This window comes from Pseudomonas sp. HLG18 (genome assembly GCF_051903985.1).
In the GTDB taxonomy this organism is placed as follows: domain Bacteria; phylum Pseudomonadota; class Gammaproteobacteria; order Pseudomonadales; family Pseudomonadaceae; genus Aquipseudomonas; species Aquipseudomonas fluorescens_BT.
Window position 1 is genome coordinate 4231813 of record NZ_CP195831.1, and the last position, 13438, is coordinate 4245250.

A 13438-nucleotide genomic window follows, 5' to 3' on the forward strand; every position below is an offset into this window, starting at 1 on the left:
CTTCATTAGCGATGGGCGCTAGGTGCGGCTAGTGCACGGGCGGCGGCGACATCCGCGCTGATCGCCGTTTTCAATGCCTCCAGGGAGGCGAAACGCTGCTCTTCACGCAGCTTCTGGTGGAAAACCACCGTCAAACGCCGGTCATACAGATCGCCGGCAAAATCCAAAAGATGTACTTCAAGGTGGGCCTTGCCATCACCTTGCACCGTGGGCCGCACGCCGATATTGGCGACGCCGGGCCAGGTCTTGCCGTCGATGTCGACGTCGACCAGGTAAACACCGGTGAACGGCACGCGACGGCGCTTGAGCTGAATGTTCGCCGTGGGCGTACCCAACTGGCGGGCCAGTTTCTGGCCATGCAACACACGACCGGCAATCCGGTACGGGCGGCCAAGCAGACGCTCGGCCAGGGCAAAATCGGCGGCGGCCAACGCGTTGCGCACCTGAGTGCTGCTGACGCGAATGCCGTCCAGCTCGACGGTTTGCGCAGCTTCGACGGTAAAACCGTGAACCTGTCCGGCCTGCAACAGAAAATCGAAATCGCCGAGACGGTCGCAACCGAAGCGAAAATCGTCGCCGACTTCCAGATGCTGCACGCCAAGGCCATCAACGAGGATGGTATCGACGAACTCGCTGGCGCTGAGCTTGCTCAGACGCTGGTTGAACGCCAGGCACAAGACCCGGTCGACCCCTTCGGCGGCCAGCAGCTGCAGCTTGTCGCGCAATCGGGCCAGACGCGCCGGTGCGGTCTCCGGAGCAAAGAACTCCCGTGGCTGCGGCTCGAAAATCACCACGCAGCTGGGTACGCCCAACTCGAGCGCACGCTCACGCAGTCGGGCCAGGATAGCCTGGTGACCACGGTGAACACCGTCAAAGTTGCCAATAGTGGCGACGCAGCCCCGATGCTGGGGGCGCAAGTTGTGAAGGCCTCGAACCAGCTGCATAACGCGCTTCTTGCTCATAAAGTGGCCGATTATAACCACACCCGACGGCCGACGACAGGCAACACCGTAACCCAAAGTGATCGAGCCGACAAAACTGCCGGCTCGCCCCCCGCTTTAAGGGAGGAAACCTCAGCTCAACGCCTTGCGATTGAAGTCACGCAGGCGGAAACCGAGCAACAGCAACATGCCGAAATAAGCGACCACGCCGGCAACGACCAGCCCCCCCAGACGCAGGAAGCGCTCCAGCATGTGGCCCTGATCCCACGCGGGCATGAAATGCATGCCGATCACCAGCACCGCCGACATCACCGCCACCGCGAGCAACAGTTTCAAACCGAATTTCAGCCAGCCCGGCTGCGGTTGATACATCTGCTGTTTGCGCAGCTGATAGAACAACAGGCCTGCGTTCAGGCACGCACCGGCACTGATTGCCAGGGCCAGACCGGCGTGGGCCAGCGGACCGATCAACACCAGGTTGAACAGCTGAGTAACCACCAGGGTGAAGATTGCGATTTTTACCGGCGTACGGATGTTCTGTTGCGCATAAAAGCCTGGCGCCAGCACTTTGATCACGATAATCCCGAGCAAGCCGACAGAGTAGGCAATCAACGCCCGCTGAGTCATCTCCGCATCAAACCCGCTGAACTGGCCGTACTGGAACAGCGAAACCGTCAACGGCTCCGCCAGTATCCCCAGCGCCAGCGCGCACGGCAGCACCAGCACGAAGCACAGCCGCAGGCCCCAGTCGAGAATCCGCGAGTATTCATGACGGTCCTTGCTGGCGTAGGTCTTGGCCAAGGTCGGCAACAGGATCGTGCCCAGTGCCACCCCCAGCACGCCGGACGGCAATTCCATCAGGCGGTCGGCGTAATACATCCACGACACCGAGCCCGCCACCAGGAACGAGGCGAAGATGGTGTTGATGATCAGGGAAATCTGGCTGACCGAGACGCCGATGATCGCCGGCAACATCTGCTTCATCACCCGCCATACGCCGGTATCGCGCAGATTCAGGCGTGGCAGCACCAGCATGCCGATCTTTTTCAGGTGTGGCAGTTGATACAGCAACTGCGCCAGACCACCGACCAGCACGGCCCAGCCGAGGGCCATGACCGGTGGATCGAAGTACGGCGTCAGGAACAGCGCAAACACGATCATGCTGACGTTGAGCAGGGTCGGCACGAACGCCGGCACCGAGAAGCGGTTCCAGGTATTGAGGATCGCCCCCGCCAGCGAAGACAGGGAGATCAGCAATATATAAGGGAAGGTCACTCGCAGCAGGTCGGAGGTCAGCTGGAATTTTTCCGGCGTATCGGTAAAACCGGGGGCCGTGGCCCAGATCACCCAGGGCGCGGCGATCATGCCCAACGCGGTGACCAGCGCCAGTACCAGGGTCAGCAGGCCGGAAACGTAGGCAATAAAGGTGCGGGTCGCCTCTTCGCCCTTCTGGCTTTTATATTCGGCCAGGATCGGCACAAAAGCCTGGGAAAATGCCCCCTCGGCGAAGATCCTGCGCAGCAGATTGGGCAGTTTGAAGGCGATAAAGAAGGCGTCGGTCGCCATTCCGGCGCCGAAGGTGCGGGCAATGAGCGTGTCGCGAACAAACCCGAGAATCCGGGAAAGCATCGTGATAGAGCTGACGGCGGCCAACGATTTGAGCAGATTCATTGAAGGAATTTGTGCCTGTCGATAAACAGCAGGCGAACAATGCGCCTACTTGTGCGATACTCCGCGCCGCAACAGCACAGAGCCAAAGCTCGCGAGTTTACAGGTCAAGCGCCGGAAATAAATATCCCGCCTCTTTATACCTACCACTTAGCGGAACGTCTCAAGCGCCCTTGACAAGACATCTCTTCATCGGCATGATTCGCGGCCTATTTTGTTTGCTATTTCCTAAAAAGTCTTTCGAGGAGCTCGACGGTGGCCAACTCACCTTCCGCCAAAAAACGTGCAAAACAGGCTGAGAAGCGTCGCAGCCACAACGCCAGCCTGCGTTCCATGGTTCGTACCTACATCAAGAATGTAGTTAAAGCCATCGACGCAAAAGACGCTGAAAAAGCTCAAGCTGCATACGTTCTGGCTGTGCCAGTTATCGACCGTATGGCCGATAAAGGCATCATCCACAAGAACAAGGCTGCTCGTCATAAGAGCCGCCTGAATGGCCACGTCAAGGCACTGAAAGAAGCTGCCTAAGCGACGTAGTCATTAAAAAACCGACCTCAGGGTCGGTTTTTTATTGCCTGCGATTTGGCAAAAAACAATGCAAAAAAAGAGGAGCCAACACGCTCCTCGTTTTTTTTTGCGCTCAATCAATGAGCCGATGCCCATGGCAGAATCGGTATCGCCGTCACCGCATTCTGCGGACTGCCCTCGATCAGGCGATCGCTGTAGACCAGATACACCAGCGTATTGCGCTTCTTGTCGAGGAAACGCACGACCTGCATGGTTTTGAACACCAGCGAAGTGCGCTCCTTGAACACCTCTTCGCCATCCTTCAGCTCACCCTTGAAGCTGATGGGCCCCACCTGACGACAGGCAATGGACGCCTCGGCGCGATCCTCGGCCAGACCCAAGCCACCCTTCACGCCACCCGTCTTGGCGCGTGACAGGTAGCAGGTCACCCCCTCGACCTTTGGATCATCGAACGCCTCGACCACGATCCGGTCGTTCGGCCCGACAAACTTGAACACCGTCGATACCTGGCCGATTTCCTCGGCCGAGGCCAGCAATGGCAACGCCATCAACAGACCCAACAATCCTTTTGCCATGCGCATTGCGCTTTTCCTCAGACCAGAATCAGGTTGTCACGGTGAACCAGCTCCGGCTCAGCCATGTAACCCAGCAAACCGACAATCGCATCCGACGACTGACCGATGATTTTTTGTGCTTCCAGCGCGCTGTAGTTGGCCAGGCCACGGGCGATTTCACGACCGTCCGGCGCCACGCAAACCACCATCTCACCTCGACGGAAACTGCCCTGAACCAGTTTGACGCCAACCGGCAGCAGACTCTTGTGACCTTCCGACAACGCAGAAACCGCACCGTCATCCAGCACCAGCGTGCCGCGGGTTTGCAGATGACCGGCCAGCCATTGCTTGCGCGCCGCCAGCATGCCGCGCTCTGGCGACAGCAGCGTACCGATTCGCTCGCCCGCCTTCAGACGATCAAGCACTCGCTCCAGACGCCCACCCACAATGATGGTGTGCGCTCCGGAACGCGCCGCCAGCCGCGCCGCGCGCAGCTTGGTCTGCATGCCGCCACGCCCCAGCGCACCGCCGGTTCCGCCCGCCACCGCATCCAAAGTCGGATCATCGGCACGCGCTTCGTAAATCAACTGCGCGTCGGGATTGTTGCGCGGATCAGCGTCGAACATGCCGTCGCGATCCGTCAGGATCACCAGCAGATCAGCCTCGACCAGATTGGCCACCAACGCAGCGAGCGTGTCGTTGTCGCCGAAACGGATTTCATCGGTGACCACGGTGTCGTTTTCGTTGATCACCGGGATGACTTTCAGCTCGACCAGTGCACGCAAGGTGCTGCGGGCATTCAGGTAGCGCTTGCGGTCGGACAGATCGTCGTGGGTCAGAAGAATTTGCGCCGTGTGCCGGCCATGCTCGGCAAAGCTCGACTCCCAGGCCTGCACCAACCCCATCTGACCGATTGCCGCAGCAGCCTGGAGTTCGTGCATCGCACTGGGTCGTGCGGTCCAGCCCAAACGGCTCATGCCGGCCGCCACCGCCCCGGAGGACACCAGCACCAACTCGACGCCAGCCTCATGCAAAGCCACCATCTGCTCGACCCAGACGCCCATCGCCTTGCGATCAAGGCCCTTGCCATCCGCTGTCAGCAAAGCGCTGCCGATCTTCACGACCCAACGCTGCGCACCTGTCACCTTGCTCCGCATCATCTTCAACCTTAGCTTGAGGACAGCGCGACCCAGCGCTGCCCGTGACGTTATTCGTGGTTACTCGTGACCAACAATCGATTTCCAGATACCAAAACGCCGCTCGATTGAGCGGCGCTTAAGTTTACTTCAACGAATCAGTCACGCACGTAAATGATTTCCGGACCGTCTTCGTCATCCACATCTTCTTCGTCCCAGTCATCGTCACCGATGTCGTGGACCGACTTCACGCCACTGCGACGCAGGGCACGCTTGTCATCCAGCGCCTGCAACTGGGCACGGGCCTCGTCTTCGATGCGCTGATCGAGATCGGCCAGCTCTTCCTTGTAGGCCGGGTCATTGGCCAGGCGATCGGCACGATCTTCCAGGTAGCGCATGATGTCGCGCGTCAGGCGCTCGGTGCCTTCTTTGGCGATGGCCGAGATCACGTAGACCGGACCTTCCCATTGCAGACGATCGACAATTTCCTTGACGCGCTCTTCGTGCTCTTCTTCAAGGATCTGGTCGCACTTGTTCAGCACCAGCCAGCGGTCACGCTCCGCCAGGGAGGGGCTGAACTTGATCAGTTCGTTGACGATCACTTCAGCGGCGTCAGGCGCACTGCTTTCGTCCAGCGGCGCCATGTCCACGAGGTGCAGCAGCAGACGGGTACGCGCCAAGTGCTTGAGGAAACGGATACCGAGACCGGCGCCGTCGGAAGCACCTTCGATCAGACCCGGAATGTCGGCGATGACGAAGCTTTTCCAGCGGTCGACGCTGACCACACCCAGGTTCGGCACCAGCGTGGTGAACGGGTAATCGGCGACTTTCGGCTTGGCGGCCGACACGGAACGGATAAAGGTACTTTTACCGGCGTTCGGCAGACCCAGCAGACCGACGTCAGCCAGAACCTTCATCTCCAGTTTCAGGTCACGCTGCTCGCCCGGCTTGCCCGGCGTGGTCTGGCGCGGCGCACGGTTGGTACTGGATTTGAAACGGGTATTGCCCAGACCGTGCCAGCCGCCCTGCACCACCATCAGTTTCTGACCGGACTTGGTCAGGTCGCCGATGACTTCCTGGGTAGCAGAGTCGATGATGGTGGTGCCAACCGGCACACGCAGGATCAGATCCTCACCCTTCTTGCCGGTGCAGTCGGTGCTGCCGCCGTTGGAGCCACGCTCGGCATCGAAGTGCCGGGTGTAACGGTAGTCCACCAGGGTGTTGAGGTTTTCGTCGGCCATCATGTAGATGGAACCGCCGTCGCCGCCGTCACCCCCGTTCGGGCCGCCGTTTTCAATGAATTTTTCCCGACGGAAACTCATGCAGCCATTGCCGCCGTCGCCAGCCTTTACGCGGATCGATACTTCATCAACAAACTTCATAACCAACGCCTCTCGCCGTACGGACGAGCCGAAAAACAATCAAGACATAAGACTCTTGCAAAAATGAGCGCAGCGACCCCAATCCACGACCTGCATCGCACGCCGGCAGCCCATACAAACAGCTTTGCAAGAGACTCACCCCACAAACGAAAAAGCCCCGTCGCAAGACAGGGCTTCTCCAGCACTCTCGCAGTTAGGCTGCGACAACGCTCACGTAACGACGACCGAAGGCGCCTTTTACTTCAAACTTGATCACGCCTTCGATTTTCGCGAAGAGGGTGTGATCCTTACCCATGCCAACGCCGTAACCAGCGTGGAATTGGGTGCCGCGCTGACGCACGATGATGTTGCCGGCCTTGATGACCTGGCCGCCATACATCTTCACGCCAAGGCGTTTGGCTTCTGAGTCGCGACCGTTACGGGTACTACCACCAGCTTTTTTGTGTGCCATGAGTTCAATTCTCCTAGTGAGGAATTAGGCTGTAATTAAGCCTGAATACCGGTGATTTTGATCTCGGTGAACCACTGGCGGTGGCCCATACGCTTCATGTGGTGCTTACGGCGACGGAACTTGATGATGCGGACTTTATCGTGACGACCTTGGGAGATCACTTCAGCCTTGACGGTTGCGCCAGCAACAACAGGTGCGCCGATGTTCACGTCGTCGCCATTGGCGACCAACAGAACGCGGTCAAAAGTCACGGATTCGCCAGTAGCGACTTCCAGTTTTTCGATCTTCAGGTATTCACCTTCAGCGACCTTGTATTGCTTACCGCCGGTAACGATTACTGCGTACATGGTATTTCTCCGATAATCCTGCTCACCCAGCTCTTTATAAGAAGAGGTATTGGCTGGCATGGCTGCATGGGGCTGGAACGGCCCAAGTGCAATTGCGTAAGGCAGGTGCTGCCCAGGAAGTTCAGGGTGCGCGATTGTACGCAAGCCTTCGAAGTCATGCAAGGGGCCGTCCATCGCGCCTTGACAGGCCCGGACGTGGGTCCTAGCATGCCGCGCAACCCTTCTGGAGCACCTGTCGCTGATGCAACCCCAAGCTTTCTACCGCGCGGTGGCGGACGATTTTAGCGCCGTCGACGGCATCATCAAGAAGCAGCTGACTTCCCGAGTGCCGCTGGTATCGAAAATCGGCGATTACATCACGTCGGCCGGCGGCAAACGCCTGCGCCCTTTATTGGTGCTGCTGTGTGGCAAAGCCCTGGGTCGCGAAGGCGACGACATGCGTCTGCTGGCCGCCACCATCGAATTCCTGCACACCGCCACCTTGCTGCATGACGACGTGGTCGACATGTCCGGCATGCGCCGTGGCCGTTCGACCGCCAACGCCATGTGGGGCAATGCCCCGAGCGTGCTGGTCGGCGATTTCCTGTACTCGCGCTCGTTCGAAATGATGGTCGAACTGGGTTCGATGCCGGTGATGAAGATCCTGTCCCAGGCCACGCGCATCATCGCCGAAGGCGAAGTACTGCAGCTGTCCAAGGTTCGCGACGCGAGCACCACCGAAGAAACCTACATGGAAGTCATCCGCGGCAAGACCGCGATGCTGTTCGAGGCTTCGACCCACAGCGCCGCAGCGCTGGCCGGTGCGACCACCGAGCAGAGCGAAGCCCTGCGCACCTTCGGCGATCACCTGGGCGTGGCGTTTCAGCTGGTCGACGACCTGCTCGACTACAAGGGCGACGCCGAAACCCTGGGCAAGAACGTCGGTGACGATCTGGCCGAAGGCAAGCCGACCCTGCCGCTGATCTACACCATGCGCAAAGGCACGCCAGAGCAAGCTGCACTGGTACGTCAGGCGATCCAGAAAGGCGGGATCGAAGACCTGGAAAGCATCCGCATTGCCGTGGAAGCATCCGGTTCGCTCGAATACACCGCACAACTGGCTCGCGACTACGTGGCCCGTGCGATCAAGTGCCTCGAAGTGTTGCCGGCCAGCGAATACCGCGATGCACTGGTTGAACTGAGCGAGTTCGCGGTCGCCCGCACGCACTGATCAACGCCGCGCAATCAAGAAACCGCAGCCTCCGTCGGAGCCTGCGGTTTTTTGTTGCCTGCCATCAGGGATTAAAACCCTATACAATGTGCGACTTTTAACGATCCTCTCTCCAAGGAGCCTTAGTGAGCACGTTGCCACCCTGCCCGAAATGCAATTCCGAATACACCTACGAAGACGGCACCCAACTGGTGTGCCCGGAGTGCGCCCACGAGTGGTCTGCCGGCGGTGAAGCCGAAGTCGCGTCCGATGATGCCGTGAAGAAAGATTCGGTCGGCAACGTCCTGCAGGACGGCGACACCATCACGGTGATCAAGGACCTGAAGGTCAAGGGCACCTCGCTGGTGGTCAAGGTCGGCACCAAGGTCAAGAACATCCGCCTGTGCGACGGCGACCACGACATCGACTGCAAGATCGACGGTATCGGCCCGATGAAACTCAAATCCGAGTTCGTCAGAAAAGTCTGAACCTGCTGTCTTCCATCCCGCGCCCGTCGTGGGATGGAGCTTCACCCTCTCCAGCTATGCCCCACAAAACCAGGCAATAGCCAAATGCCAGCCGTTTTGACCTTACGCAATCTTTACCCATAAAAAATCACGAACCGCCAATAGGCGCTTGCTATTTGACGAATAAGAATTATTCTCATTGAAACCCTTTCAATGGAGATGAGAACCATGACTTATTTGATCGACGCCTGGCTGGATCGCCCGCACCCGTACCTCAGGATCCTGCATCGGGAAACCGGCGAAGTCTGCGCGGTACTGGAAGAAGAGGCCCTGCACGAGTTGCAGGATCAAGGGGATCTGGACGTCAGCGGCCTGAGTTCCAGCGAACCGTTGGTGCTCAAGGAGCTGGTGCGCAATCTGTTCCTGTTCTGCTATGCCCGGGCCTTGCGCCCGACCAGTGAACTGCATCACAAGATCGAAGTATGAGAACGGCGGAGGAACCCTGCACAAGCCACGCTTGTGCAGGGTAACGGGATTACAGAACGTCGAGCAGCTCGACGTCGAACACCAGAACGCTGTGCGGCGGGATGCTGCCAACGCCTTGAGCACCGTAAGCCAGTTCGCTCGGCACGTACAGACGCCATTTGCTGCCGGCATTCATCAGTTGCAGGGCTTCGGTCCAACCGGCGATCACGCCGCCGACCGGGAACTCTGCCGGCTGGCCACGCTCGTAGGAGCTGTCGAACACAGTGCCGTCGATCAGCGTGCCGTGGTAGTGAGTACGCACGGTGTCTTCACGGGATGGCTTGGCGCCTTCGCCCTGAGTCAGCACTTCGAATTGCAGACCGGAAGCCAGAGTGGTGATGCCGTCTTTCTTGGCGTTTTCAGCCAGGAACGCACGACCTTCGCCAGCGGCGGCTTCGGCCTTGGCAGCGGCTTCGGCTTGCATGATCTCGCGGATCACCTTGAAGCTGGCGGACAGCTCTTCCTGACCCACGCGGCTTGGCTTGCCCGCGAATGCGTCAGTCAGACCGGCCAGGATGGCGTCCAGGCTGACACCCGGTGGCGGGTTGTCGCGCAGCTGGTCACCCAGCTGACGGCCGATACCGTAGCTGACGCGGGTTTCGTCGGTGGACAGATTTACTTCGGACATGACACTGCTCCGCTGTGCGGACGGCCTCAGGACATGCCGTGCGTGCACAGCGCGTCCCGGCGCGCCCGGAACCAAAAGGGCGAGCAGACTAGCACAGATGTTCCGCCATTGATCAGGCCCTGGAGCCTACAGTGCCGAGCGCCAGGCCAGCGGCACTTTCAGGCTTTCTTCGCCGCTGGCGCCAAGACCGCACATTTCATCATGTACCGAGGTGTGGACCAGGTTGAACGGCAGCACCGGAAGGTTGTGCAGGACATCCCGGGCATGCTCCACCGAGCGCAGCATCAGCATCTTGCCCTGGGGATCGCTCAACGGGTACGCCGCGCCGTGCATCCGCGCCTCGAGCAGGTAGATTCCGCCCTCCATGGAGATCAGGTTCAGCTCATCGACCTTCCTGGCGATGGCAAACGCATTCAACTCTTGCAGGTTCATGAACGCACCTCACGCAGTGGCGAGCCGGGACGCTTACAGGGATATGCCTCGGCGCTACAAAGTACAAGCCACAAATGACACCGCCCGTCTGTTTCGCAACAGACGGGCGGGTTTGTTACAGCCATCGACAGCTCATCAATGCTTGGTGAGCTTGTCCAGATAACCCATGGCGAACGCCGAGATCACGAAAGTCATGTGGATAATCACGTACCACATCAGGTGCTCGGGATCGACGTTCTTGGCATCCATGAAGATCCGCAGCAGGTGGATCGAGGAGATCGCCACAATCGACGCCGCCACTTTCATCTTCAGCGACGAGGAATCCATGGTGCCCAGCCAGCTGAGCTTTTCCTTGCCTTCGTCGATATTCAGCTCGGACACGAAGTTCTCGTAGCCGGAAATCATCACCATCACCAGCAAACCGCCGACCAGCGCCATGTCGATCAGCGACAGCAGCACCAGAATCAGCTCGGACTCGGCCATGGAGAAGACGTTGGGAATGACATGAAACACTTCCTGGAAGAATTTCAATGCCAGCGCCAGCAGCCCGAGGGACAGCCCGATGTAGATCGGCGCCAGCAGCCAGCGCGTGGCGTACATTGCATTTTCGATAAAGCGTTCCATTGACTCTCACACAAGAAGGGTTGAAATCGGCGGCGAGTATACCAGCCGCCCATGACAGCCAGAAACCGCCCGGAAATCCGCCACCTGCGTGTGTGTGTCAAAGTTTTTCTGCTAGTGTCCAAACCATTGACAGCCCAGCGACAGTGGACAGGACGACTGGAAATGGATGTGCGATTGCCGTTAACGACTGCCGGAATTTGCCTAGCCTTATCGATCGGCGGCTGCTCGCCCGGCGAGGAAAAACACCCGCTCAGCCTCGAACAGAAGACTGCGCAGTTCGAACAGTCGCTGGACGCCATCACCGACCCGAAACTCAAGGATGCCGTGACCGAACTCGGCGGCTCGCTACTGCTCCTGGAGCGCGCTCAGCAACGTCTCGACAACAAACCGCCCAGAACCGAATACGGTGAAGACGCCCTCGGCGTGCTCAAGCATTACCCCACTCCCCAGGCGCTGGTCGATACCTTCATCAACGGCCTGTTCGTGCTCCACAAGGATGCCAGCTCCGACTACCTGACCGACCTGCAGCCGGTGTTTCCCTTCAATCTCAATATCCCCGGCGGGTTTCTGTTCCCCCATGGCGTTGAGTGGCAATCGGTGACGTTGAGCAACAAACGGGTGATCACCTACCAGCCGGAATGGTCGGAAACCGATCCGGGCATTCAACTGAGCCCGTCCAGCTCCAATATCACCAACCCCGACGACCTGACCGTGACCTATCCGTTCATCGAGGGTCTGGACGTCGACAAGAAAACCCGGCCGCGTCCTGTGAGCCTGCAAGGTCAGGTGGAAGTCATCGCCCCGAAACGCCTGCACCGTTTCGATCTGGGCAAACAGGACGTCGGCCAGACCCGGACCGACGCCAACCTCAGCGTGACCCTGTTGAAGCTGGAAAAGAACTACGCCGAAGTCGAATTTAGCAACCATCTGCCACTCGCCCCGGAAGTCGCCAACACGCCGCTCAACCCGCTGATCGTCCAGGCCCGCGACAGCACCGGCCAGTATCTGGCGCGAGCCGGCGCCATCAATGAAAGCCCCGAGCAGATCGCCTTCTATCAAAAACAACTGACGCACCTGCAACAGCAAAAGGCCTGGAGCGAGGATCTCGAGAAACAGCTGAACGACGACCAGCGCGCCTTCGAACAGCAGCATACGCGCCGTTACAACAAGGTCTACTTCAACGGGCCGATCGATACCCTTGAAGTCAGCGTGCTGGACTTCTCCGAGGCGACCGTCACCCGCAGGCCACTGGACCTGCCGATCCGCGAATTCAACGCGCACACCACGGCGAAAACCGTGCAGCCGCTGGATCTGGCGATCACCGTCTACGACGACCAGGCGCCCAACTGGCTAAAAGGTGCATCACTGACCGAGGACGAGCTGAAAAACAGCATTCATATCCGCCAGTCAGTGGAAGAGCCCAGCGCCGCGCGCATCGAGTTCGATCACCGCAAAACCTTCAATGACGAGTTGCTGGGCGACGACCTGGCTCCCGGCGAAAGCCCGGTGACGTTCTTCACCGAAAAACACAACGGCAAACTCGACGAGCCGATCGAATTGCCGGCCGAGGCGTATCAGGTGGATCCGCTGCAAGCGACCATCACTTATGACTTGAACCTGTTTCCGGAAACCCCGGCAGTGGCCGTCGGTTCGATGCCCTTATTCCTCGCCACGGTGGCGAAACAGTCCTACGAAACCAAGGCATTGCCCAAGGGCCTGGACATCAGGAACAACGAACTGGTGGTGGACCTGAAATTGTTTCCGGCCAACGAATGGCGATTCTTCGTCAAGGACGACAGCGGCAACTACCTGAAGCAGATCCTTTCGGTCAGCCACGATGCGGGCGCAGAAGGCCCGGCGCTGTTCGGCGTGCACTATTTCTACGGCCGTCCGACGCAGGTGGAAACCTATCATCGAACCGACCTCGTCACTGTGCAGTACGGCTTTGAGGTCAAGCTCGAGAAGGCGCAGACCCAGGGCGCTGCGCCTTGAGCGGCGCTAATGATCGAAAATGCCGATATTGCGTCCACGTCCGCCGTTGATCTGCCGTAACTGGGCTTGCAGGTGCAAGGACCAGATCTGCGGATCATTGGCCAGTTCGTAGCCGTGCATCGTCAGGCTTTCGACGATGGTATCGAGGATCGATTCGGCAGCGACCGGCCCGTGGAACGGGCCCTGGGCCTTGATGGCGGAAGGTTGTTCACCGGCCATGCCGGCGGCAAAGAGCAAAGTCCACATGCCGGTATCGCCGGCCAACGGCTTGATGGCGCATTCGATTCGGGTCACGAGACCCAGGCACTGACGGGTGAGGCAGAGGTTGCGCGACATGGCGGCGACCCTCGGTAAAGCCGGTGTTCAGCCCTTGCTGAAGGACTGTTTCGATCCCGTGATACTGTCGATGTCCTTGAGCTGAGAATAGAAGAAAAGTCCGCCGCGCCAACCGCGCAGAACCAGAAGGCGCCGAATGGTCATTGTGTGAATATTGACGCCAGAGTGATGGCACTTTTGCCGACGTTCGCGACAAAACAAAATGGGAGCACAAGGCTCCCATTTATGTTCTGCAGCC

The 13438-nt window shown here is 59.1% G+C and carries 16 protein-coding genes; 5 read left to right on the forward strand and 11 right to left on the reverse strand.

From position 1 onward, the window contains the following. Positions 1 to 5: 5 nt before the first annotated feature. Both ribF and murJ read right to left on the reverse strand, forming a co-directional pair. Positions 6 to 944, reverse strand: a complete 939-nt coding sequence (ribF, locus tag ACSPX5_RS19455; protein WP_007959537.1) for a bifunctional riboflavin kinase/FAD synthetase — start codon at positions 942 to 944, stop codon at positions 6 to 8. Between the two features lie 129 nt (positions 945 to 1073). Continuing rightward, the gene (gene murJ, locus ACSPX5_RS19460; RefSeq protein ID WP_439820103.1) at positions 1074 to 2612 is read right to left on the reverse strand and encodes a murein biosynthesis integral membrane protein MurJ; all 1539 of its coding nucleotides are present in this window, start codon (positions 2610 to 2612) and stop codon (positions 1074 to 1076) included. 252 nt (positions 2613 to 2864) lie between these two features. Between murJ and rpsT the strand changes: the two genes are divergently transcribed. Continuing rightward, positions 2865 to 3137 carry a 30S ribosomal protein S20 gene (gene rpsT / locus ACSPX5_RS19465; protein WP_003228351.1) on the forward strand — a complete coding sequence of 91 codons (273 nt, stop codon included), beginning with the start codon at positions 2865 to 2867 and terminating at the stop codon, positions 3135 to 3137. Between the two features lie 116 nt (positions 3138 to 3253). Here rpsT and ACSPX5_RS19470 read toward each other — a convergent pair whose 3' ends face one another. From ACSPX5_RS19470 to rplU, 5 genes are all read right to left on the reverse strand, one after another. Further along, the gene (locus ACSPX5_RS19470) at positions 3254 to 3718 is read right to left on the reverse strand and encodes a CreA family protein (protein ID WP_169431982.1); all 465 of its coding nucleotides are present in this window, start codon (positions 3716 to 3718) and stop codon (positions 3254 to 3256) included. Positions 3719 to 3729: 11 nt separating this feature from the next. Further along, on the reverse strand, positions 3730 to 4848 hold the full coding sequence (proB, locus tag ACSPX5_RS19475; RefSeq protein WP_085712194.1) for a glutamate 5-kinase: 1119 nt from the start codon (positions 4846 to 4848) through the stop codon (positions 3730 to 3732). A 137-nt stretch (positions 4849 to 4985) separates the two neighbouring features. After that, complete coding sequence (gene cgtA / locus ACSPX5_RS19480) at positions 4986 to 6209, reverse strand: Obg family GTPase CgtA (RefSeq protein WP_169431983.1); 1224 nt, start codon at positions 6207 to 6209, stop codon at positions 4986 to 4988. A 193-nt stretch (positions 6210 to 6402) separates the two neighbouring features. After that, on the reverse strand, positions 6403 to 6660 hold the full coding sequence (rpmA, locus tag ACSPX5_RS19485; protein WP_003228360.1) for a 50S ribosomal protein L27: 258 nt from the start codon (positions 6658 to 6660) through the stop codon (positions 6403 to 6405). A 35-nt stretch (positions 6661 to 6695) separates the two neighbouring features. After that, positions 6696 to 7007 (reverse strand): 50S ribosomal protein L21, encoded by a 312-nt coding sequence (rplU, locus tag ACSPX5_RS19490; protein WP_003228361.1) that lies wholly within the window; start codon positions 7005 to 7007, stop codon positions 6696 to 6698. 241 nt (positions 7008 to 7248) lie between these two features. Here rplU and ACSPX5_RS19495 point away from each other — a divergent pair, with 241 nt between their 5' ends. The 3 genes from ACSPX5_RS19495 (at position 7249) to ACSPX5_RS19505 (ending at position 9149) form a co-directional block, all read left to right on the forward strand. Beyond that, positions 7249 to 8217 (forward strand): polyprenyl synthetase family protein, encoded by a 969-nt coding sequence (locus ACSPX5_RS19495; RefSeq protein WP_439820104.1) that lies wholly within the window; start codon positions 7249 to 7251, stop codon positions 8215 to 8217. 125 nt (positions 8218 to 8342) lie between these two features. Further along, positions 8343 to 8684 (forward strand): zinc ribbon domain-containing protein YjdM, encoded by a 342-nt coding sequence (locus ACSPX5_RS19500; RefSeq protein ID WP_007950963.1) that lies wholly within the window; start codon positions 8343 to 8345, stop codon positions 8682 to 8684. Positions 8685 to 8891: 207 nt separating this feature from the next. Further along, positions 8892 to 9149: a PA4570 family protein gene (locus ACSPX5_RS19505; protein ID WP_039771721.1), complete on the forward strand. Its 258-nt coding sequence runs from the start codon at positions 8892 to 8894 to the stop codon at positions 9147 to 9149. Positions 9150 to 9198: 49 nt separating this feature from the next. Here the strand turns inward: ACSPX5_RS19505 and ACSPX5_RS19510 are convergent, their stop codons facing one another. The 3 genes from ACSPX5_RS19510 to ACSPX5_RS19520 all read right to left on the reverse strand — a co-directional run bounded on the left by ACSPX5_RS19510 (position 9199) and on the right by ACSPX5_RS19520 (position 10872). Continuing rightward, positions 9199 to 9816 (reverse strand): FKBP-type peptidyl-prolyl cis-trans isomerase, encoded by a 618-nt coding sequence (locus tag ACSPX5_RS19510; protein ID WP_085689724.1) that lies wholly within the window; start codon positions 9814 to 9816, stop codon positions 9199 to 9201. 126 nt (positions 9817 to 9942) lie between these two features. Continuing rightward, the gene (locus ACSPX5_RS19515; protein WP_169431985.1) at positions 9943 to 10248 is read right to left on the reverse strand and encodes a DUF6482 family protein; all 306 of its coding nucleotides are present in this window, start codon (positions 10246 to 10248) and stop codon (positions 9943 to 9945) included. A 135-nt stretch (positions 10249 to 10383) separates the two neighbouring features. Then, on the reverse strand, positions 10384 to 10872 hold the full coding sequence (locus ACSPX5_RS19520; RefSeq protein WP_007950967.1) for a TIGR00645 family protein: 489 nt from the start codon (positions 10870 to 10872) through the stop codon (positions 10384 to 10386). Positions 10873 to 11034: 162 nt separating this feature from the next. Here ACSPX5_RS19520 and ACSPX5_RS19525 point away from each other — a divergent pair, with 162 nt between their 5' ends. Further along, positions 11035 to 12864, forward strand: coding sequence for a hypothetical protein (locus ACSPX5_RS19525; RefSeq protein ID WP_439820105.1), 1830 nt, complete (start codon positions 11035 to 11037; stop codon positions 12862 to 12864). 6 nt (positions 12865 to 12870) lie between these two features. On the opposite strand, the gene ACSPX5_RS19530 is transcribed toward ACSPX5_RS19525, so the two are convergent. Then, positions 12871 to 13200 carry a PA4575 family protein gene (locus tag ACSPX5_RS19530; RefSeq protein ID WP_169431987.1) on the reverse strand — a complete coding sequence of 110 codons (330 nt, stop codon included), beginning with the start codon at positions 13198 to 13200 and terminating at the stop codon, positions 12871 to 12873. Positions 13201 to 13438 lie beyond the last annotated feature (238 nt).

Coding starts and splice junctions, on each gene's coding strand:
- murJ (WP_439820103.1), bottom strand. CDS start 2,612: ATGAATCTGCTCAAATCGTTGGCCGCCGTCAGCTCTATCACGATGCTT.
- ACSPX5_RS19505 (WP_039771721.1), top strand. CDS start 8,892: ATGACTTATTTGATCGACGCCTGGCTGGATCGCCCGCACCCGTACCTC.
- ACSPX5_RS19515 (WP_169431985.1), bottom strand. CDS start 10,248: ATGAACCTGCAAGAGTTGAATGCGTTTGCCATCGCCAGGAAGGTCGAT.
- rplU (WP_003228361.1), bottom strand. CDS start 7,007: ATGTACGCAGTAATCGTTACCGGCGGTAAGCAATACAAGGTCGCTGAA.
- ACSPX5_RS19470 (WP_169431982.1), bottom strand. CDS start 3,718: ATGCGCATGGCAAAAGGATTGTTGGGTCTGTTGATGGCGTTGCCATTG.
- rpmA (WP_003228360.1), bottom strand. CDS start 6,660: ATGGCACACAAAAAAGCTGGTGGTAGTACCCGTAACGGTCGCGACTCA.
- ACSPX5_RS19530 (WP_169431987.1), bottom strand. CDS start 13,200: ATGTCGCGCAACCTCTGCCTCACCCGTCAGTGCCTGGGTCTCGTGACC.
- ACSPX5_RS19495 (WP_439820104.1), top strand. CDS start 7,249: ATGCAACCCCAAGCTTTCTACCGCGCGGTGGCGGACGATTTTAGCGCC.
- ACSPX5_RS19520 (WP_007950967.1), bottom strand. CDS start 10,872: ATGGAACGCTTTATCGAAAATGCAATGTACGCCACGCGCTGGCTGCTG.
- ribF (WP_007959537.1), bottom strand. CDS start 944: ATGCAGCTGGTTCGAGGCCTTCACAACTTGCGCCCCCAGCATCGGGGC.
- ACSPX5_RS19510 (WP_085689724.1), bottom strand. CDS start 9,816: ATGTCCGAAGTAAATCTGTCCACCGACGAAACCCGCGTCAGCTACGGT.
- proB (WP_085712194.1), bottom strand. CDS start 4,848: ATGCGGAGCAAGGTGACAGGTGCGCAGCGTTGGGTCGTGAAGATCGGC.
- ACSPX5_RS19525 (WP_439820105.1), top strand. CDS start 11,035: ATGGATGTGCGATTGCCGTTAACGACTGCCGGAATTTGCCTAGCCTTA.
- cgtA (WP_169431983.1), bottom strand. CDS start 6,209: ATGAAGTTTGTTGATGAAGTATCGATCCGCGTAAAGGCTGGCGACGGC.